A 19,778-nucleotide genomic window follows, 5' to 3' on the forward strand; every position below is an offset into this window, starting at 1 on the left:
CTGTCCGTAATGAGGAAAAACCCAGATGTTATTCTGGGTTTTTCAAGTATCTTCTCTATATTTTAACATTTATTGAGCCGCCTGGTAAACCGAACGCCCTCCCTTGACGGTCTCCACAATGCGAAGGTTCCCCTTATGCTTCTCCAGAAGCACGAAGTCGGCCTGCGCCCCTCTCCTTAGCCCATAGCTTTCCGCTTGCCCTATCGCCTGGGCGGGCAGCATGGAAGCCATGTCCCATGCTTCAGGAAACGTGCACAGCCCCGACTGAGCCAGCCGCCATACCGCATCGGCAAGCATCATGGCCGAGCCGGCCAGCAGCTCGGGCTTGCGGGCGAGATGCAATCGACCTTCGGAAGTCAAGACGACATGACCGCCGATATGGGTCTCGTATTCGCCTGGCGGCATTCCGCTTAAATAGACGGCATCGCTGACGAGCAGCGCTTTGGACGGCTTGGCGCGGAGCATCACCTTGATGACCGAATCCGGCAAATGGTATCCGTCCGCGATGATCCCTGCCCACAGCCGATCTTGCGCAAGCTGCTCCCATATATAATTCGGATGGCGAGGCAGCGTCAGATGCGCGCCATTGCCCAGATGGGTGGACATCGTCGCTCCAGCGTCCACGGCGTCCCGAATTTGCTCAGGTGTGGCGGCAGTGTGCCCGATCGATACAACGATTCCCGCCTTCACGCATGCCCGAATAAAATCCGCAGCTTCCGGCCACTCCGGCGATAGGGTCACGATCCGAATCCGGTTCCCCGATGCCGCCTGCCATCTTGTAAACAACGACCAGTCCGGCGCTTTGATATACCGGGAATCGTGCGCGCCTTTGGGCCCTTCCTCCGGAGAAAGAAAGGGTCCTTCCAAATGAATCCCGCCAATGGTCGAACCGACCGTTTCATCCTCCAGGCAAGCCGCGTCGATAACCCGCAGCAACTGTTCGATCTCTTCATCGCCATTGGTAATGACGGTTGGGTAGTACAGCGTTACCCCCTTCTCCCATAAGCGCCGGGTTGCCTGGATGACCGTCTCCGTTGTAAGCGGCAGCGAATTGAAATCATGTCCATAACCGCCGTTAATCTGAAGATCGATCAATCCGGGAGCAATCCACATCTCCCCGTCGCCGTCGTAAGGAAGTGTCCGCTCTATCCGGCCGTCAGGGTTCCATGCCAGCTCAATCGGCTCATCTGTTGCATAATGTCGGCCCATACGAACAAGACCAGGGCTATCCATTCCGGATTTCCCCATACGACTCCAGGTCCACGTACAGCGTGCAATCCGGATGCCGCCGAAGAATGCTGGCGGGACAGGCCTCGCTTATCTCGCCGTGCAGCGTCCTTTGAACCGCTGCCCGCTTGGTTGCACCCGGAACGACGCAGAACAGATGGGCACCTGACATTAACGCCGGAACAGTGAGCGTAAGCGCGTATTCCGGGACCTCTTCCAAGCTCGCAAAGCAGCCGTCATTCACCTGCTGAAGGCGGCAAGCCTCGTCCAGCCTGACCCGCTTCACCCATAACGGGTCGGCAAAATCGGCAACGGGCGGATCGTTGAAGGCGATATGCCCGTTCTCGCCAATGCCCAGGACTACCATATCGATCGGCTCGGCAGTTACCAATCGGCTGTATCTGTCGCACTCCGCTTCAGGATCATTCATGCCGTCGATAAAATGAACCTCCCCCGGAGATACCCGATCAAACAGCTGCCGGGATAAAAAGTTCCCGAACCGCTGAGACGCAGACGAAGGAAGGCCGATGTATTCATCCATATGAAAAGCCGTGACCCGGCTCCAGTCCAATCCTTCCGATTGAACCAGCGCCGCCAGGCATTCGTTCTGTGACGGGGCAGCCGCAAAGACGATGCGAATGCGCTCTTTCTCGGTCAGAAGGCGCTGTATGGCCGCGCGGATATCGGCGGCCGCCGCTTTTCCCATCGCTTCGCGCTGGTCATAAACGCGGACCTTCAGTTGATCTTGAACTCTTTCAATAACAGGCTTTATGCTTTGCCCAGTCTTCATAAAGTCACCTCCAGCCCTTACAACACCGGCGTTCCGGTCTGTAGTTGAATTTCCTTGCGCTGCCGGGAAGCCTCGTAGGTGCCGAGAATAATCTCCAATGAATGCCGACCGTCCTTCCCGGTGACGACAGGCTCGCGGCCTTCGCGAACGGCAAGCGCCATATCTTGAATTTGCAGGCGGTGGCCGTCAGGTATAACTTTAAACGGTTCGAATTCAGGCAGCTGAACTTGTTCGCCATCGATCTCAAGGGATACAATCGTATCTTCTTCGATGACAAGCGTGCCCTTCTCGCCATGAATGACCAGCCGCTGCCCTTTCCCGTCGCAGGCTGTCGTCGTGATCTCCATGACGCCGAGCGCACCGTTCACAAATTCAAGCGCGGCGATAACGGTATCTTCGACTTCGATATTGCGCAGCACGGCCTTGGCTTTCGCGGACAGGGACGCAACGGGCCCAACGAGCCATTGCAGCATATCCACCGTGTGGATTCCCTGATTCATCATCGCTCCGCCGCCATCCATCGCCCAGGTCCCGCGCCAGCCTGCACTGTCATAGTAGGCTTGATCTCGGTACAGCATGACATACGCCGAGCATAAGCTGAGCTTCCCGAGGCGCCCTTCTTGAATGACCTGGCGGGCATATCGGGCCTGCGGGGACATACGCCTTGGAAAGACGGTTGCCAGGAGCACCCCATTCTCCGTGCATACCTCAATCATGCGCTCGACATCGTCAAGCCGGATCGCCATTGGCTTCTCCACCAGCACATGCTTGCCCGCCCGGGCAACCATCGCCGTCTGCTCTGCATGCATACCGCTTGGCGTGCAGATGCAGACTACCTCTATATCCTCGCGTGCCAGCAGTTCTTCCAAGGTGTCGCAGATATCTCCTCCGTACGTTGCAGTCAGTTTGACCGCAGATTCCCGTTTTGTATCGAATACGGCGGCCAGCACGGCTTCCTCCGTGTTCATGATGCTCTTTGCATGAATGTCAGCAATAATCCCGCAGCCGATAATCCCGAATCGAACCGGCAATGTTTCCTCCGTCATGTATCCTACGCCTCCTCGTTACGTTCAGTTTGCAGCAAAGCCGCATGCTTTCCCTATTCCCGAATCAGGATCCGTGCTTCCTCATCGGCTATCACCGTCGCCTCCGAGGCTTTGTAAATATCGTCATGCGTGATCACGCCCGCTTCTCCATTCACCCGGTTCAGAAAATCCTGCGAAAGGGAGAACGGCGGCGGCTTCAAAGGCATAGAACGCAGCTCCTGATCGGTGATAACAAGCACAACCTCATCGCTGGACAGCAAAGGATCGCCTTCCAGCCGAATTTCGGCAATGCCGCGCGTCCCCGTAATGAATATCCGGCCGTCTCCCCAAGTCCAGCTGCCGGCAGGTGTATGCCAGTCCGCGTAAAGCTGTGCCGTTATGCCGCCAGCCATAAATACCTGCACGCCGGCCGCATCATAGAAGGTCGGGTATTCAGGCAGCATATGCTTCGCCAGATAACCGGAAGTCGTCTCGACTTCCCGGCCCGTCAGCCACCTTAACAGATCGAAGTCATGCACGAAGAGATCGTTGATGATGCCGCCGGACTGCGATTTGTCAAAATGCCAGGAAGGACGGGATTCCGGATTCAGCCGATGCGGCTTGCGCATCGAGATATGGACGATGTCCCCCAATTCACCCTCCCGGATCATCCGATGAACGGTATGCAGGGATGGACGGAAGCGCTCGGTCAGCAGCATGCCTACCTCGATTCTTCCACGCTCCAGAACGCCGCGCAGCCGGGTTAGCCCCGCCCGGTCCGTCACGGCAGGCTTGTCGATCATGATCGGTTTGCCGTGCAGCTCGCACAGCTCTATGACGTCCATCTTCTCATCATTGATGGCCGCGCAGCCGATGATTCCTACGCCTTCGTCTGCCAGCATCGACTCACGTTCCCCCGTCAGCTCCAGGCCGTACCGGTCGGCGAGGGTGCGGGCTAACGGCTGATTGTCCGGTTCGTATACTCCTACACATTCGTAGCCCAGTGCCAGCATCTCCTCGATAAACATGCCGATGTGGGCATGCTGGCAGCCGATGATTCCAAATTTCCGTGCTTTTCCGCTCATCCGGTTGACACCTCCACTGCCTGCAGCCACTCCTGGATGACCCTTAGATCATAAGCGAGCCGTTCCTTCGGCGGATAGGGAGCTGCACATTCCAGCGTAAGCCAACCCGCGTACCGCTGTTCCCGAAGTCCCCTGAGCAGCCCGCCGTGATCCACTTCTCCCTCACCCAGGCGGCACTGCAGGAAGAATTCTTCCCCGTGACGAGTCAAATTCTTGAACGTTCCCGGCGCGCCCAATTGGCCGATCCGCCGTTCATCCTTGATGTGCACATGAAACAACCGGCTTCCAAGCCGCCGGACCGATTTTCCCCCAAATTCCGTGTCCGTGATGTACATATTTCCTGCATCATGAATCAGGCCAACCTGATCGTCGCCGATCAAATCCAGCAACCGCAGTGCGCTTTCCGTCGTCTCCACCAGGCTCTGGTTGTGGATCTCCAGCACGATCCGTTTTCCCGCCGCGCGGGCTTCCTCCGCGCATTTCCGAATCCAGAAAGCCGCCTTGGCATAATGATAATCTTCCGCCAGGAAGGCGTTCGGACCTCCCTGAAAGATCCGGATCATGCCCGCCTCCAACATCACCGCGCGTTCAAGCAGGCCCATAAACTGATCATAGGCCTCGGCACATTCGGCATCACCGCTTGTCGAGAAATGACCCATGTAACCTGCCAATGCCGGAATCTCCATACCGTGCCCATCCGCAAGTGCCTTCATTTCGCGGACCCGCGGAAGCGATGCCTCCGGGCTCAAATGTGGTTCGCGGCAGGCGATTTCGATCCCGTCAAAACCAAGTTCGGCCGCAATCGACATCGCTTCATGGATGCTGTAATCGATGAGTGATCCGCTGAATGCCGCTATTTTCATCTCGTCTTTCATCCTTTCCTTCACAGACATGACCCTTCCCGGGCCGATAGTAACGTTCCATTATTTAATCCCGGCCATATTGTGGTTCTGCACAAAATATTTCTCGGCAAACAGGAATACCAGCAGAATCGGAACCAGGCTGACCAGTGCGGCTGCAATCATAAGCTGTTCATTGCCGGTCCACTGGCCTGATAAGGAGAGAATGCCGATGGGCAGCGTATACTTCTCATTCGAGGTCAAATAAATGACAGGCGTCAGAATCTCGTTCCACTTGCCCATGAACGTAAAGATCGCCAGCGTTGCCAGCGTAGGCCTGGCCATCGGAATGAAGATCCGCAGATAAATCTGGAACGGATTGCAGCCCTCCATTTTGGCCGCTTCCTCATACTCTTTAGGTATATTCATAAAAGCCTGTCGCATGAGGAAAATCCCAAACGGCTGAGCCAGCCATTCGATAATCCACAGCGGCGTGAGCGTATCCAGCATGTTCAACTTATTAAAAATGATGAAATGCGGGATAATGATGACCACCGCCGGAATCATCATCGTTCCCAGCACCATCACGAACAGCGCACTTTTCAGCGGAAAGCGCAGTCTTGCGAACGCGTAACCGACCATCGAGCAAGAGATTAATGCGCCGATGACGGACAATGCGGCCACGAAGATGCTGTTTAGCGTGTAACCGCCAATATTCCCAAGCCGGAACACCTCGGCGTAATTGGACCATTGGAATACCTCGGGAATCCAGCGTGGCGGAACCGTTGTATATTCCTTATAGGTTTTCAATGAATTCATGAGCGCCGACAGAAACGGCACGATCATGATGAGCGAGCTGATCCCGATCAGCACATAACCGATACTTTTTCCCAGCAGCTTTCTTCTCATTTGCGGCTCCTCCTTCCCCCGATGCGGTTCCAAATCTGCAGTTCCATCCTGACCGCTTGATCAGTCATAGTGCACCCACTTCTTCTGAGCCCTTAGCTGTATCAGCGTCAGCAGGAACAGGATCATGAACAGCACCCAAGCAATGGCGGAAGCATAACCCATCCTCATAAACGTGAACCCTTCGCGATATAAATACAGCATCATGACCAAGCTGGAGTTATTCGGACCTCCAGCCGAGCTGATGTCGCCCCTGCCGGTTAGTACATAAATCTGTTCAAACGCCTGGAAAGTGGAAATCGTGCTCATGATGACAACCAGGAAGGTCGTCGGCGAGATCAACGGAACCGTAATGTAGCGGAATTTGCGCAGGGCTCCTGCACCGTCGATTTCCGCGGCTTCATACAGATCCCCGGGAACACTCTGTAGCCCCGCCAGATAAATGACCATGATATAACCGATCCCTTTCCAAACCGCAATGAAAACAAGCAGCGGAATGGCCAGCTTCGGGTCCTGCAGCCAGCCTTGCCCTTCCAGCCCCAGCTTGGCAAGCAGCGTATTCGCCAGACCGAAGCGAGGATTGAATACGGCGTCGGCAACATACAGGATGACGGTCCAGGAGGAGATCACCGGGATAAAGTGGGCCATCCGAAACCATTTAAGCCCTTTCAAACGCTGGTTTAGCGCAACAGCCAGCACGAGCGCGAGAAAGGTCTGGAGCGGCACGAACAGAACCGCAAAATACAGGGTATTCCACAGGGAACGCCAGAACATCGAATCCTCGGCCATTCGCCGGAAATTATCCAATCCACTCCACTCGGGCGGATTCAGCATATCGTAATCGGAAAAGCTGAAGTACAGGGATGCGGCGAGGGGACCCGCCACAAAAATGATAAAGTGGAGAAGATAGGGGGAGGCCATGAGCAGCCCCCATCTCCCCTCATGATCCCATTTCCGTTTTCGGGCGGGCTTTCCGTGCGGCATCGGATCGGCTTTGAGTGCTGCATTGTCATTTAGCGTATTGTCCATTTCACTCCCGCCTTTCTTCCACCCTTGGTTTTATTTTTTATAAAAATCATCGAGGACCGACTGAACGGCTGCGTCCGCCTCGCTTAACGCCTGATCGATGGCTGCATCGCCCAGGAAGGCACGCTCGGCATGTTCGTTGAATTTGCCCACCCATTCTTCCCAGACCGCGTTATTGTCGAGCGTCTGTGCGAACTCCAGGCTATCGAGGAATGCCTGGCGGTTTGCCGGCTGCTCTCCCGCCTTGAGGAACACTTCGGATTCCGCTACGGATTTTTTCACGGGCACAGCTTCCCCAAGCTCAGTCCACTGCTTCTGTACATCGTCTTCCGTAGCCCAGTATTTAATCCACTCCCAGGCAGCTTCCGCTTTCTCATCGTTCGACTTCTGATTAATCACCCACGAGTTGGCGATGACCGGGGATACCCGCTTGCCGTCAGGTCCCTTCGGCAGCAGCGTCACATCGTAATTCAGACCGGCTTCATTCGCTGCCTGCACCCGGGCATAGATGCCGATCCGCATGGCGGCCGATCCGCTAGGGAACACGGCGGTATTGCTCTGGAAGCTCTTCAGGTCAACCGGATCGGTAATGATGCCGCGCTGCATGCCGTCCACCATCCATTCGAACGCCTGCTTGTTCTCAGGGGAATTGATGATCGAGTTCTCGGCCTTCTCGTCAAGGGCACCGCCGCCGTAGGATTTCATCACGGAGAACCAGCCCTCGGTAATGCTGAAGAACGTAAGTCCGAACTGGTTCACGCTCGCAGCGTCAAACCCGCTATCCTCGGCCGTTTTTCCACCGGCATCCACCGTCAGCTTGGCTGCCGACGATTTCAGGTCTTCCCAGGTCCATTCATCCGAAGGATACGCTACGCCCGCTTTATCAAACAGCTCCTTGTTATAAAACAGCACGCCGACCTGAATGCCCTGCGGCACGCCCCAATAGCGCCCGTCCGCGTCCTTGTTGAAATCGAGGCCGTAGTACTCGTCGGCTTTCAGGTCCCTTGCGATCCAATCCGTCAGATCCTTAGCTGCGCCCCGCTGGGCGTATTTCATGACGTAGACGCCGTCGGACAGCCATACGTCCGGCGCCTGGCCCGCCGCGATCTGCGTATCCAGCTTCTGATAGAACTGCCCGTATGGCGCGCTCTGCGTCTTCACCGTAATGTTCGGATGCTGTTTCTCAAACTGTTCAATCAGCTCCTTCATCTTGGCATCGGAGCTGTCGCTGGAATAATATCCGAGCAGGATTTCTACCTTCTTCCCTTCCTCGTCCCCGGTGCCCGGAGATGCAGTGCCGTCCTTACCTTCGCTGGCATTCCCGCATCCGCTTACAATGATGGATATAAGCAATAAGGCCGTTACCCAGCTGTAGAACCCTTTTCTCTTTTTCACAAATCCTCGCCCCCTGATTGATTGAAATGGATTAATGAGATTGTAGTTGATAACGACCGAATGCGCCCATGTGCTTTCTTAGCCCACTTGTGATTTCTTGCTGCGGCATCATGTTTTTTTATTTACAACTTGTGTTTTTTTGCTACAATGTTCCTTACATTCTCTACTTCAATGCGAGGAAGGCGGAAGAGCGATGAACATCCAAGGCGTTTCCACCGGTAATCTGACCATTAACCAACGATTGTTCGTTCTGATCATCCTATTCATTGGCCTCCCCTTCTTTCTGCTCGGCAGCTTCTGGTACCAGTCGTCTACCGAAGCGATTGAACAGTTTGCCGCAGGCGCCAACAAGCGTATCATCGAGCAAACCAACGTCTCGCTGGATTCTTACATATCCAATCTGGAGAATTCCACCTATCCCTTTATCCACAACCCGCAGATCCAGCAATTTCTCTCAACTACCCAGCTTACTCCCTATGCGTACTTTCAGCTTGCCAAAAAAGTGGAGGACGACTTGTTTGCCCAGATGATCTACGGCAGGTCCGACATTATCGGAATCTCGCTCGTCGCCGAGAACAAGCGGCAAATTACCGATTACGAAAGCGCGCCGGGGCTGCTCGATATGAGTGAAATCCGCAAACGCAACCGATCCTTTCAAGCCCAGCTGGATCAATTCAACGATTTTCAAATCATCGGCCTCAGCCGGGTAGGAAACACGCCAGCCCTTACCGTGGCCCGAAAGCTGTATGACAATTCTTCCTTTCTCTATAAAGGCTTATTGATTGTCGACCTCAATCTGAAGCAAATCGGAGCCATCTGCTCTAACGATTCGCTGGGCGGCTTTGACGTCTGGATCATGGGTAAGGATGGGCAGATGATTTACCACCCGGATCCGAGTCGGGTCGGAACGCAAGTTGAATCGGGGCTGTTAACGCGTATTCAAAACCGGGACTCCTCCTTCTTCCGGCATCAAGATGCAGCTTCGGGCACCGAAAAGATGGTCCTGCATGAACGCTCGCAGATCACCGGCTGGACGGTCGTCGCCGACCTGCCGCTGAACAATCTCATCGGCGGTTTGATCACCCAGCGTAATTACTCGCTTGCGGCCGCAGCTGTTCTCATGATCATTGCATTGGCGCTCGTGGGCGGATTCTCTTTGTCTTTGACAAAGCCGCTCTCCATGCTCCAGAAGTTGATGGCCCGCGTCGAGCGGGGCGATTTTGTGCTTCCTACCACAATGAATCGGTTCCGGAACAATGAAATGACCGCCGTATTCCAGAGCTTTTACAGCATGACGGGAGAGCTGAAGCGGCTGATCCGGGAGGTCCAGGATTCCCAGCTGAAGGAACGGGAGCTCATAATCAAGCAGAAGGAATCCGAGCTCCGCTCCATGCAGTCCCACATCAACCCGCATTTTTTGTACAATTCACTGGAGATTATTAATTCATATGCCATCGCGGACGATCATATGGAAATCAGTCGCATGACGCGGGCGCTGGCCCACATGTTCCGTTACAATATCGGCCATGCCGGATCCGTTGTGCCGCTGCGGGAGGAGATGACGCATGTCCAGTATTATCTCGATCTTCAAAGCGCCCGTTTCCGCAGGCTCCAAATCGATATGGACGTGAACGAACGGGACCTGGATCGCGTGAACGCCGTCAGGCTTACGCTGCAGCCGATTGTGGAGAATGTGTTCATCCACGGATACCGAGGCAAGAAGCCGAGCTACCTCGGGATAAGCACCCGTGCGGAGGCGGACTATTTTGCCATCATCATCCGGGACAAGGGGATTGGCATGACGGCGGAAACGCTGCGGCAGATCAGGCGAATCCTGCAAACCCGCGAGAAGCCGGGTGAAAGCATGCTGCGTAACAACGGGGAGGAATCCACCAGCGGCATCGGTCTCTTGAACGTGCATCAAAGGCTTCAGCTTACCTTCGGTGCCGAGTATGGCCTGCACCTTGTCGATTCCGTTCCTTTGGAAAGCACCATATTTGAAATCAGACTGCCGTATAGGACTAGCGAGGAGGGACACCATGTACCGGATCATGATGATTGATGACGAATACGCCATTCATTTAAGTTTGCGAAAGCTTGTTGAGAGGTCTGGTCTTCCAATTGCGGTCACCGGCGAAGCCGAAGACGGGGTTGAAGCCCTGCAAATGCTGGAGAATAGCCGGCCCGACATTATCGTGACCGACATTTGCATGCCTGAAATGGATGGATTGGAATTTATCCGCCGTGTCAGAGAATCCCATCCACAGATGCATTTTATTATCCTGTCGGGCCACGACAACTTCGAATTTGCACGCCAGGCCCTGCGCTATGGCGTTTCGGATTTCCTGCTGAAGCCCATCGACCCGGCGCAGTTCCATACAACGCTGGAACGTGCCTACAGGGAGCTGGATAACCGGAAAGCGCGATTCTCCAGGCAAACGGAATGGACGCTTGCGCAGCAGCGCTATAAAGCAAGGCTCGCTGAGCTGCTGTATTCTGCCGATGAGCAGGGAGCATTGGAGCAAATCCGCGAGATCATGACCCTTTTTGAGACGAGGGGACCGGAAGAAGTGAGCTTGTCGCGATACGCCCATATGCTGCTGCAGGATCTGCTGTCTGCTCTTGAAGAACGCGGTTTGCTTCTTGCGATGGACATCGGCGAGGATCAATGGCCACAGGACGATCCCCTGGCCTGCAACAGTCAAATACAGGATAAGGTCAAGGAAATGCTGGCGTTGATTAAGGGCTCCCGAAATCTAGGGTCTCGCCACAATATTCAGAAAGCCAAACGATACATTGAAGAGAATTATGCGATGGAGGATTTGTCCTTACAGGAGGTGGCTGATTCAGTGGGAATGTCGGTCACGTATTTAAGCCGTACCTTCAAGAGCGAAACGAATATGAACTTCGTGAAATACCTGGTGCAGGTCCGCATGGAAAAAGCGAGGGAATTGCTGGCGGAATCTGAGCTTTCCGCCCAGGAAACGGCCTACCGCGTCGGCTTCTCGGACTATGTCCATTTCAGCAAGACGTTCAAAAAATTTCATGGCCTCACCCCTTCGGCGTACCGAAAGCAGTGCAAGGCCATGAATGGAGGATGAGACGGGCAGGATCTTATTCAGCTTGTTCTCCCGTTCATCCATGCTTTGGCTCTGACAAGAAGCTGCTCTATATATGCATTTTTCTCATTGGAATATTGGAGCAGGGTTCGGGTCCCTTGCGTAACGATCCGTCGTTTGATCTCGCTGTAACGGTCGGCTTCCACCGCATGTGCTCGCAAGTACTCCCTGATCATGATGTTATGATTCCAAATGTCGCCACGGTATGACACAATATGAACGTTATAGGCATGCCTACCTCTTTTGCGGAGATATAAACGGCCGGGGATCCCCGCTTCGCCTAAGTCCTCATAACCCATAGCGGTCAGCTTGGGGATGATTTCATTCGCCTGCTGAGTGTTCTCTACGCCAACCAGAATATCGATAATGGGTTTGGCCGTCATCCCCGGTACGGATGTGCTTCCGAAATGTTCGATGGCGGCCGTATAAGGGCCGATCTCCCTGATTAACGTCTGGTGTTCGTCGCTAAACCGATCCGCCCACTGCTTGTCGTAGGACTCCAAATGAATGGCTTCATCAATCGTCATGAAGGATTCTCCTGCAAGTTTTGTAAGCATGTGCTATGAAGCCGCTTCGAACCAACCCGTAATGGGCTGGCCTAAAACCCCATAGACACTGCTTCAGGTCATGTCATATATAACTCTATCATGCACTGAATGTTTTCAGCCGACAAGTGCCAACGTTCTATCAGCTTCTGTTCAAGCATGCCTTAGTATCGACTTTCAGCTGCAGGTGCTAGAACCTGATCGGCATATCTGTCGGCCTCCGCCTGAAGGGTTTCATCGCTTACCCGCTCCACGTTATAAGTCGCGAAGGCCGGCAAATAACGGACTTTGCACCGGTCCAACGTGGCTTGAATCGGGCGCAGCAGCTCACTGACGGTGTACCAATTGTCCCCGCCTGCCTGATACTCATGTTCCGTGCCTGCTGCCGTCGTGGCCAGCATAAATTCCTTGCCCTTCAGGCTGTTGCCTTCCGGTCCGAACGCCCAGCCGAAGATCAGCACGTCATCGAACCATTTCTTCAGCAGGGGCGGACAGCTGTACCAGTAAAAAGGGAACTGGAACACCACCCGATCATACTGAAGAAGAAGCTGCTGCTCACGCTCGATATCGATATTCCAGTCCGGATATTCCTTGTAAAGATCCCGGACATCTACATTTCCATTCGCATACAGCCCGCTGTGCTCCATCAGCGCTCGATTCGCACGCGAGTTGTCTAAATTCGGATGAGCTACAATCACCATGATTTTCATATTCAGGTCTCTCCTGTCTCATTTGGTTTGTTTGACACCCCCATTATGTTTCGGATCGGTTTCGTTGAAAAGTACGCTCTTTTTATGTACTTAGTCGGTTTTAGCGTACCTATTCCTCCCATGCATAGTACGATAAAACGTACTAAGTACGAAGAAGAATAGTACTGGGTTTTAACCGAATACTGTGCTACATTACTAACATCAAATGAACAAAGACCGATGGCACACTTCCTATGGGAGATGAGAATATGAGAACAACCGATCATGAACGGCCTAACACTGACGGCATCCTGACCACACTGCAACTAATCGGCGGCAAGTGGAAGCCGCTGATTCTGTTTATACTGCTCCAAGACGGAACCAAACGGTTCGGGGAACTCCGGCGGCTGCTTCCGGGTGTGACCCAAGGCATGCTCACGAATCAGCTCCGTGAACTGGAACAGGATGGGCTGGTCGTACGCAAGGTATATCAGGAGATTCCGCCCAAGGTGGAGTATTCCATCTCGGAGCATGGAAAGAGCTTGGACAGCGTACTCACCGACATGTGCACCTGGGGGTTTCAACATTTGGATTATGTCGACAAGGTCAACGGACAGCCTGATGAAAGTCACGGGAAAAACGCAGGTGGAATGTAAACGAAAAAAGCACACCTGGAATGAAGCGCCGGGTATTGTTCGCATATCGTACGCATCTGTCTCCCCCCTGATGCCCACATCGGATTCGTGTCTGCCAAATACCTTATGTATACCTTATGTTACATTTGGCTTCTGCTTCCTCCTTCCTGTTTGCATTCTTCCAGCCGATCCTCTTGGGGTCGGCTTCACTGACTGCTCCTCTCCAGGCTGGTATTTAAAACCATAACCAAATCACTCCCCCTTGCTTCTCTTCACCTATCGCATAATCTAATCGAATATCTGCCAACGGTTGACCGTAGTTTGAAAATCGATTGCAGAAATTCACTTTCAGGCATTGCTTATTTATGTCGATACGATATATATTTATATCGTATCGACATATTTTAGGAGGAGCCATATGTATGAGATTTTTGTTCTGGGTGAATTGATGACCGGAGATAAACACGGTTACATGCTTCAAGAGATCCTTAAAAATGCAGGCGGGCCTTACCGCCAGATCAGTTCCGGAACGTTATATCCCCTGCTCTCCCGGATGGTGGATCACGAGTGGATCCATCTTCGTCTGGACGAATCCGGCGGAGGCAAACGCCCCCGAAAAATCTACGGGATTACCGATTCCGGACGGAAGAAGTTTCTCGAGCTCATGGAGAAACCGCTGGAATACAACATGGATACGGAGCAAATATTCCATTTCAAAATGGTGTATTTCAGGTATGTACCGAAGAAGGTTCGGCTCGATTGTCTAGAGCAGTATTTGATTTATCTGGAGACCAACCTGAAACATGTGACGGACTTTGAAGCGGAGCTCACGTTTTATAAACCTGAGCCTGAGAAACAGCGACTTCAATTGCTAAGGGTGCTGGATCACCGGAAGCAGATGGGAATGACGAATATCGAGTGGATCAAGAAAGAAATGGCGGCTGTCAATTCCGAAGAGGACTAGCGTTCAAGCGTTTTATACATTGGATATAAGGAGGGATATAGGATGGAACGTTTATGGACGAAGCCGTTTATTCAGATGACGGTCGGGATGTTGTTTCTGTTTACGGGCTTCTATCTGCTGCTGCCCACGCTTCCGCTGTATATCAAGCATTTAGGCGGCTCCGAAACCCAGGTGGGATTGGCGGCCGGTGCGTTCACGCTGACGGCTGTGGTCTTTCGCCCGATGGTCGGGGGATTGGTGGATCGGTACGGCAGAAGAGCTTTTTACGTATGGGGTCTTATCTTCTTTGTTCTCTCGATGTATCTCTACGATTGGGTTGGCAGCATTCTGCTTCTGCTTGCGCTGCGGATCCTGCACGGCGCGAGCTGGGCTTTCTCGACAACCTCCATCGGAACGGTCATTACGGATTTAATTCCGACCTCCCGTCGTGGGGAAGGCATGGGCTGGTACGGTATGGCGATGACGGTTGCGATGGCCATCGGCCCCATGCTGGGTACTTTTATCGTCAGCGGGTATTCGTTTCGGACGTTGTTTCTTGTCGCTACCGGGCTCTCTCTGATTGCCTTCATACTTGCCTACATGACCAGAGCCCCTTATCAAGCCAAACCTTCGGCAGGGCGAATTCAGTTGGTCGAGAAATCCGTTCTCCCGGTCACGGTCGCCATCTTTTTCCTGGCCGTCGCCTATGGGGGAATTACGACCTTTCTCCCGTTGTTTGCCGAGTCCATCCGGGTCAATCCGGGAACCTTTTTCCTGGTGTACGCCGTCGCTCTTACCTTGATCAGGCCCTTTGCCGGGAAGCTGTCGGACCGTTTCGGTGAAGCGGCTGTCATCATTCCGTCCCTTGTCGTAACGGCGGCGGCTCTGATCGTCTTAAGCCTGTCGAACGGATTGCCCGGACTGATTACAGCCGCCATTCTGTACGGTATCGGCTTCGGTTCGGCCCAGCCCGCTCTACAAGCAGCCACCCTGCGCATTGCTCCGGAGAACCGGAGAGGCGCAGCCAACGCCTCGTTCATGACGGCATTCGATCTCGGCATTGGACTTGGTGCCATCCTGTTAGGCCTGGTCTCCGAGCGTATCGGCTATGCATATCTGTTTACGGTTACGGCTGCATCGGCTGCCGTTTCCTTAGTCATATTCACGATCTTTGTAAGAAGACTGCTTACGTCCGGCGTTGCAGACAAAGAGTGAAGGATATCCGATTTCAGGCAAACACGCCGCGGACCGGAACCGCCGCATAAGAGCGTTCTGTCTGCCCGAAAGCCGTTCCGCAGGGGTGATCGAGCTTCCAACCAAGCTTCCAAGCTTCAAAGCCCGCCAGCCTACGAGGTTCCGAACTTCCCGACCCTCCAGGCTTCGTAACCTCCGCGCCCGCTTCCGAACAGGCTAACGTATCTAATGTTAGATTGGAGCGATGGTACGCATGGCGCAATATGTACCGCCGGTGAACATCCATACCCTCACGCATACGGCACCCGGTCTCGTGATTCATTATCCGCAGGTATACGGCCTCATGAATCCTGGAGCAGAAGAAGCCATCAACCGGGCCATTATTCTTCAAATTCAGGATATGCAGCGTGAACAGCAGCAGGTTCAGACCGGCACCAACCCGCAAACGACAGCCACCTTTGAGATTAAAACGAACGAGCGCGGCATTCTTAGCCTCGTGCTGACCAACTACACCTACTCCGAGCATATGGCGCACGGGTATACGGTGACAAAAGGACTGACCTTTTCCACGGCTAACGGACAATCCTACGCTTTATCCGACCTGTTCCGTCCAGACTCCAGCTATCAAGCCGTCCTGGCCGCCGAAGTAAACCGTCAGATCAAGGAACGCGGCATGCCCGTGCTGGAGAGCCGTCCGGTTACCGTTTCGCCGAATCAGGACTTCTATCTGGCGGATAAGTCCCTGGTTATCTTCTATCCGCTATATGCCATCTCGCCATACTGTGTCGGCTTTCCGATGTTCCCCATATCGGTATATGACCTCTTGAGTATGGCGCCCGAGAACGGATTGTTATCGGATCTTGCCGCGGACGTGGTGTAACGAGCCGTACCGTGTTCAGGTGATATGCAGAAACAAACAAACCCGATCCTCTGGTACCTTACCAGAGGATCGGGTTTGTTTTTGTTATCATCGCACGAGTTTAGCTACGACGGTTACACCATGATTTTGCAAATATCGTTCGTAAATTCCACCGGATCGGCAATCGGCAAGCCTTCGATCAGCAGCGCCTGATTGTACAGCAGATTCGTGTAGAGCTTCAGCTTATCCTGATCGGCTTGCAGCGTCTTCAGGGATTGGAATACTTCATGGTTCGTGTTAATCTCCAGCACCTTGTCGGCTTGGATATCCTGTCCGTTCGGCATCGCCTTCAATATTTTCTCCATCTCGATCGAGACATCGCCCTCCGTGGACAGGCATACCGGATGGGATTTCAGTCGTTTGGAGGCTTTGACGGATTTCACCTTGCCAGCCAAGAGACTGCCCATGGCTTCAAAGAGCTCCTTATTGTCGTTATCTTCAGCTTCATTCTCCTGTTTGTCCGCTTCGGAATCAAGGCCAAGATCGCCGCTGGATACCGACTTGAATTCCTTCTCCTTGTATTTCATGAGCATCTTGATTGCAAACTCATCGACATCGTCAGTAAAGTACAGAATTTCATAACCTTTATCGAGCACCATTTCCGTCTGCGGGAGCTTCTCGATCCGGTCGATGGAATCCCCGGAAGCATAATAGATATATTTCTGATCTTCCGGCATTCTCGACACGTACTCATCCAGGGAGACCAGCTTCTTCTCCTTGGAGGAAGTAAACAGCAGCAGATCCTGAAGATCTTCCTTGTTCATGCCGTAATCGTTGTAGACGCCGAATTTCAAGCCTCTGCCGAAGGATGCAAAGAACTTCTCGTAATTCTCCCGCTCGTCCTTCATCATGCCCTGCAGCGCGCTTTTCACTTTGCTCTTGATGTTCTTTGCAATCAGCGTCAGCTGACGGTCATGCTGGAGCATCTCGCGGGAGATGTTCAGCGACAGATCCTCGGAATCGACCATCCCTTTCACGAAGCTGAAGTAGTCCGGCAGGAGGTCGCCGCATTTGTCCATGATCAGGACGCCGTTGGAATAGAGCTCCAGCCCTTTCTCGTATTCCTTGGTGTAATAATCGAACGGCGTATTCTCGGGAATGAACAAAATCGCGTTGTATACAACGGCTCCGTCTGCCTTGACATGAATGTGCTTCAGCGGTTTATCGAAGCCATAACGCTTCTCATTGTAGAAATTCTCGTAATCCGCGTCGGTCAGCTCGCTTTTATTCTTACGCCAGATCGGCACCATGCTGTTAATGGTCTGCTCTTCCTGAACTTCCTCGAATTCGTTCTCGGCATCTGCCTTCGGACGCTGCGTTTTCACGTCCATCTTGATCGGATAACGGATGAAGTCCGAGTACTTCTTAATGATCGCTCTTAGGCGATATTCTTCCAAGTACTCGTCATACTGATCGTCTTCCGTGTTCTCCTTGATCTTCAGCACGATCTCGGTTCCGACAGCATCCTTCTCGGCCGGTGTAATGGTGTATCCGTCCGCGCCTTCGGATTCCCACTTGAATGCTTCGTCGCTGCCGAGGGCTCTGCTGGTTACGGTAACAACATCGGCCACCATGAAAGCGGAGTAGAAGCCTACGCCGAACTGGCCGATAATATTGTGGCCGTCCTTCGCTTCGTTCTCACTCTTGAATGCAAGGGAACCGCTCTTCGCGATGACGCCGAGGTTATTCTCCAGGTCTTCCTTGGTCATCCCGATCCCCGTGTCGGTAATGGTCAGCGTGCGGTTGGCTTTATCTGCAGTAATCTTAACGTAGTAATCTTCTTTATTAAAGGTCAAGTTGTCGTCGGTCAGTGCTTTATAGTAAATCTTGTCGATCGCGTCGCTGGCATTTGAAATCAGCTCACGCAGAAAAATTTCACGCTGCGTATAGATGGAGTTGATCATCATCTCGAGCAGCCGTTTGGACTCAGCTTTAAACTGTTTTTTCGCCATGAAAAAATCTCCTTTCCAATCTGAACGAGGTTTTTTTAGCACTCTTTACAGCAGAGTGCTAACACTTCCTCTATTTAAACATGTACCAATTTTTGATGTCAATATGTTTAAAGACTTTCCCTGGAACAAATACGGGTTCAGCCTGTAGCGGTGAACCCGACGCCGTAAGATGAATATGAAAGAGCATGCTGCAATCGGCAAAAAAGCCGTCTAAAAGAGGATTTCCCTTTTAGACGGCCCTTCACATTCATGGTTCTATGCTGCTGTTTAATCTCTTGGATAAGACCGGACGAATCCACCATACGTAATACAGGCCGCATAGGAGCAGCACGCCGGCCGTAGCCAGAAAGGGGAGCCGATAATCCTGCCTGGCCAGGATCAGTCCGGCGACAAAGGTTGCCCCGGACGAGCCTAAACTTCGGAAAACCGACCGCATGCCGGCGTACAGATTGCGCTCCTTCTCATCGAAAGCCGACATCAGCAGACTGTCCAGCAAATTGGACAGCATGGTCACGCCTCCGCCCCGCAGCAGAAACAGCCCGACAAACAGCCATACGGGGAGAATCATGTATAGAGCGGCAAACAGCAAAATATTAACGATAAACACCGAGATGATAGCCGTGTTATAACCGAACCGCTCCATGACGTACGGTGTCATCAGTGAGCATATAAACAGCAGGATCGCGCCGATGGCAAGAATTAAAGATACCTGGTCATCCATCCAATCCAGGCGGAACTTCACGATGACGTTCAGGAATGAGCCAGTCATCGCGATACAGCCACCGAGCAGCGCCGTAAACACGGCGAACAGCCACAAGGTCCCGGAGGATAGAGGTCCCGTTAACCTGGATATTCCCCTCGAAGGCGAAGCAGCCGCAGCTTCCTCATCCACGCCCCTGAGCTCGGCAGGCAGCCAGAATGCCCGGATAATGCCGTGAAGCACAAGCACAAGCCCGGTCAGCAGAAGAGACACCTCATAACCCCTGCTTCCTTCAAATCCCTTCGAGATATATCCGGCTGCCAGCGTTCCGAGACCCGTGAAAGCCGTAAAAACGGCAAACATCAAGGAAAATGCACGGGCCTCCTCCTTACGGGAACGGCAATAATGGAAGAGAAGCTGAATCTCCGTCGTCTCCACAAGCGTCAAGCCGGTAGACACCAATATTTGAGCGGCATAGAACCACAGCAAATCATCGCTGACGGCAAACAGCACATTGCCTGCGGCGATAAAGAATACGCCGGTAACCAGCAGTTTTTTTCTTCCGGTCCGGTTAGCGAGCAGGGATACCGGAATGGCGAGCACGCCCATGATCAGAATGCCCATCGACACCAACGCGCCGATCTCGTCTTCCCTAAGCCCCCGGAAGAGCAGATGCAGATTCAGGACGAGCGTATAGAGGCCGATTCCGATACCATAGAAAGCCTCGCTTATGAGGAACCGGCGCACCCCCGTAGACAGCTGCAGCAGGTCTTTGATGTAAAAGGACAT

At 53.2% G+C, this 19,778-nt stretch carries 19 protein-coding genes; 6 read left to right on the plus strand and 13 right to left on the minus strand.

Features of this window, described 5'->3' with window-relative positions; translation table 11 throughout:
- Positions 1-69: 69 nt before the first annotated feature.
- From PLA01S_RS01525 to PLA01S_RS01560, 8 genes are read right to left on the minus strand one after another with little or no spacing between them, the layout of a single operon-like run.
- The gene (locus PLA01S_RS01525; RefSeq protein WP_371860371.1) at positions 70-1,248 is read right to left on the minus strand and encodes an N-acetylglucosamine-6-phosphate deacetylase; all 1,179 of its coding nucleotides are present in this window, start codon (positions 1,246-1,248) and stop codon (positions 70-72) included.
- Positions 1,226-2,017, minus strand: coding sequence for a glucosamine-6-phosphate deaminase (locus PLA01S_RS01530; RefSeq protein ID WP_127589739.1), 792 nt, complete (start codon positions 2,015-2,017; stop codon positions 1,226-1,228). The genes PLA01S_RS01525 and PLA01S_RS01530 overlap by 23 nt, the downstream gene beginning before the upstream one ends.
- A gap of 17 nt (positions 2,018-2,034) precedes the next feature.
- Complete coding sequence (locus PLA01S_RS01535; protein WP_127589740.1) at positions 2,035-3,063, minus strand: Gfo/Idh/MocA family protein; 1,029 nt, start codon at positions 3,061-3,063, stop codon at positions 2,035-2,037.
- Positions 3,064-3,116: 53 nt separating this feature from the next.
- On the minus strand, positions 3,117-4,127 hold the full coding sequence (locus tag PLA01S_RS01540) for a Gfo/Idh/MocA family protein (protein WP_127589741.1): 1,011 nt from the start codon (positions 4,125-4,127) through the stop codon (positions 3,117-3,119).
- Positions 4,124-4,990 carry a sugar phosphate isomerase/epimerase family protein gene (locus PLA01S_RS01545; RefSeq protein ID WP_127589742.1) on the minus strand — a complete coding sequence of 289 codons (867 nt, stop codon included), beginning with the start codon at positions 4,988-4,990 and terminating at the stop codon, positions 4,124-4,126. Before PLA01S_RS01545 ends, PLA01S_RS01540 begins: the two co-directional genes overlap by 4 nt.
- Positions 4,991-5,050: 60 nt before the next feature.
- Entirely contained in the window at positions 5,051-5,875 is an 825-nt protein-coding gene (locus PLA01S_RS01550; RefSeq protein WP_100540568.1) for a carbohydrate ABC transporter permease, read from the minus strand.
- Positions 5,876-5,935: 60 nt separating this feature from the next.
- A complete protein-coding gene (locus PLA01S_RS01555; protein ID WP_012819332.1) occupies positions 5,936-6,901 on the minus strand; it encodes a carbohydrate ABC transporter permease in 966 nt (321 codons plus the stop codon).
- A 30-nt stretch (positions 6,902-6,931) separates the two neighbouring features.
- A complete protein-coding gene (locus tag PLA01S_RS01560; protein ID WP_127589743.1) occupies positions 6,932-8,293 on the minus strand; it encodes an ABC transporter substrate-binding protein in 1,362 nt (453 codons plus the stop codon).
- A gap of 193 nt (positions 8,294-8,486) precedes the next feature.
- On the opposite strand from PLA01S_RS01560, the gene PLA01S_RS01565 reads away from it, so the two are divergent.
- Together PLA01S_RS01565 and PLA01S_RS01570 are read left to right on the plus strand one after the other, a co-directional pair.
- Entirely contained in the window at positions 8,487-10,355 is a 1,869-nt protein-coding gene (locus tag PLA01S_RS01565; RefSeq protein WP_127589744.1) for a sensor histidine kinase, read from the plus strand.
- Positions 10,333-11,394, plus strand: coding sequence for a response regulator transcription factor (locus PLA01S_RS01570; RefSeq protein ID WP_127589745.1), 1,062 nt, complete (start codon positions 10,333-10,335; stop codon positions 11,392-11,394). Before PLA01S_RS01565 ends, PLA01S_RS01570 begins: the two co-directional genes overlap by 23 nt.
- Positions 11,395-11,411: 17 nt before the next feature.
- On the opposite strand, the gene PLA01S_RS01575 is transcribed toward PLA01S_RS01570, so the two are convergent.
- Both PLA01S_RS01575 and PLA01S_RS01580 read right to left on the minus strand, forming a co-directional pair.
- Positions 11,412-11,939 (minus strand): GrpB family protein, encoded by a 528-nt coding sequence (locus PLA01S_RS01575; protein WP_127589746.1) that lies wholly within the window; start codon positions 11,937-11,939, stop codon positions 11,412-11,414.
- 182 nt (positions 11,940-12,121) lie between these two features.
- Positions 12,122-12,667 carry an NAD(P)H-dependent oxidoreductase gene (locus PLA01S_RS01580; protein WP_127589747.1) on the minus strand — a complete coding sequence of 182 codons (546 nt, stop codon included), beginning with the start codon at positions 12,665-12,667 and terminating at the stop codon, positions 12,122-12,124.
- A 248-nt stretch (positions 12,668-12,915) separates the two neighbouring features.
- Here PLA01S_RS01580 and PLA01S_RS01585 point away from each other — a divergent pair, with 248 nt between their 5' ends.
- The 3 genes from PLA01S_RS01585 (at position 12,916) to PLA01S_RS01595 (ending at position 15,439) form a co-directional block, all read left to right on the plus strand.
- Entirely contained in the window at positions 12,916-13,302 is a 387-nt protein-coding gene (locus PLA01S_RS01585) for a winged helix-turn-helix transcriptional regulator (protein WP_127589748.1), read from the plus strand.
- Positions 13,303-13,699: 397 nt separating this feature from the next.
- Positions 13,700-14,245, plus strand: coding sequence for a PadR family transcriptional regulator (locus PLA01S_RS01590; protein ID WP_127589749.1), 546 nt, complete (start codon positions 13,700-13,702; stop codon positions 14,243-14,245).
- 42 nt (positions 14,246-14,287) lie between these two features.
- Positions 14,288-15,439, plus strand: a complete 1,152-nt coding sequence (locus PLA01S_RS01595) for an MFS transporter (RefSeq protein WP_127589750.1) — start codon at positions 14,288-14,290, stop codon at positions 15,437-15,439.
- A gap of 13 nt (positions 15,440-15,452) precedes the next feature.
- Here PLA01S_RS01595 and PLA01S_RS01600 read toward each other — a convergent pair whose 3' ends face one another.
- A complete protein-coding gene (locus PLA01S_RS01600) occupies positions 15,453-15,680 on the minus strand; it encodes a hypothetical protein (RefSeq protein WP_127589751.1) in 228 nt (75 codons plus the stop codon).
- Here PLA01S_RS01600 and PLA01S_RS01605 point away from each other — a divergent pair.
- Complete coding sequence (locus PLA01S_RS01605; RefSeq protein ID WP_127589752.1) at positions 15,672-16,298, plus strand: DUF3298 and DUF4163 domain-containing protein; 627 nt, start codon at positions 15,672-15,674, stop codon at positions 16,296-16,298. The genes PLA01S_RS01600 and PLA01S_RS01605 overlap by 9 nt on opposite strands.
- 113 nt (positions 16,299-16,411) lie before the next feature.
- On the opposite strand, the gene htpG is transcribed toward PLA01S_RS01605, so the two are convergent.
- On the minus strand, positions 16,412-18,289 hold the full coding sequence (gene htpG / locus PLA01S_RS01610; protein ID WP_127589753.1) for a molecular chaperone HtpG: 1,878 nt from the start codon (positions 18,287-18,289) through the stop codon (positions 16,412-16,414).
- Between the two features lie 247 nt (positions 18,290-18,536).
- The gene (locus tag PLA01S_RS01615; protein WP_127589754.1) at positions 18,537-19,778 is read right to left on the minus strand and encodes an MFS transporter; all 1,242 of its coding nucleotides are present in this window, start codon (positions 19,776-19,778) and stop codon (positions 18,537-18,539) included.

The organism is Paenibacillus lautus NBRC 15380 (assembly GCF_004000945.1).
Lineage (GTDB): Bacteria > Bacillota > Bacilli > Paenibacillales > Paenibacillaceae > Paenibacillus_AQ > Paenibacillus_AQ lautus.

Excerpts from the sequence above, each read along its gene's own strand:
- PLA01S_RS01605 (WP_127589752.1), top strand. The coding sequence starts at position 15,672 with ATGGCGCAATATGTACCGCCGGTGAACATCCATACCCTCACGCATACG.
- PLA01S_RS01595 (WP_127589750.1), top strand. The coding sequence starts at position 14,288 with ATGGAACGTTTATGGACGAAGCCGTTTATTCAGATGACGGTCGGGATG.
- PLA01S_RS01570 (WP_127589745.1), top strand. The coding sequence starts at position 10,333 with ATGTACCGGATCATGATGATTGATGACGAATACGCCATTCATTTAAGT.
- PLA01S_RS01530 (WP_127589739.1), bottom strand. The coding sequence starts at position 2,017 with ATGAAGACTGGGCAAAGCATAAAGCCTGTTATTGAAAGAGTTCAAGAT.
- PLA01S_RS01580 (WP_127589747.1), bottom strand. The coding sequence starts at position 12,667 with ATGAAAATCATGGTGATTGTAGCTCATCCGAATTTAGACAACTCGCGT.
- htpG (WP_127589753.1), bottom strand. The coding sequence starts at position 18,289 with ATGGCGAAAAAACAGTTTAAAGCTGAGTCCAAACGGCTGCTCGAGATG.
- PLA01S_RS01575 (WP_127589746.1), bottom strand. The coding sequence starts at position 11,939 with ATGACGATTGATGAAGCCATTCATTTGGAGTCCTACGACAAGCAGTGG.
- PLA01S_RS01615 (WP_127589754.1), bottom strand. The coding sequence starts at position 19,778 with ATGTCCTTTTACATCAAAGACCTGCTGCAGCTGTCTACGGGGGTGCGC.
- PLA01S_RS01555 (WP_012819332.1), bottom strand. The coding sequence starts at position 6,901 with ATGGACAATACGCTAAATGACAATGCAGCACTCAAAGCCGATCCGATG.
- PLA01S_RS01565 (WP_127589744.1), top strand. The coding sequence starts at position 8,487 with ATGAACATCCAAGGCGTTTCCACCGGTAATCTGACCATTAACCAACGA.
- PLA01S_RS01590 (WP_127589749.1), top strand. The coding sequence starts at position 13,700 with ATGTATGAGATTTTTGTTCTGGGTGAATTGATGACCGGAGATAAACAC.
- PLA01S_RS01540 (WP_127589741.1), bottom strand. The coding sequence starts at position 4,127 with ATGAGCGGAAAAGCACGGAAATTTGGAATCATCGGCTGCCAGCATGCC.
- PLA01S_RS01585 (WP_127589748.1), top strand. The coding sequence starts at position 12,916 with ATGAGAACAACCGATCATGAACGGCCTAACACTGACGGCATCCTGACC.
- PLA01S_RS01525 (WP_371860371.1), bottom strand. The coding sequence starts at position 1,248 with ATGGGGAAATCCGGAATGGATAGCCCTGGTCTTGTTCGTATGGGCCGA.
- PLA01S_RS01535 (WP_127589740.1), bottom strand. The coding sequence starts at position 3,063 with ATGACGGAGGAAACATTGCCGGTTCGATTCGGGATTATCGGCTGCGGG.
- PLA01S_RS01550 (WP_100540568.1), bottom strand. The coding sequence starts at position 5,875 with ATGAGAAGAAAGCTGCTGGGAAAAAGTATCGGTTATGTGCTGATCGGG.
- PLA01S_RS01545 (WP_127589742.1), bottom strand. The coding sequence starts at position 4,990 with ATGAAAATAGCGGCATTCAGCGGATCACTCATCGATTACAGCATCCAT.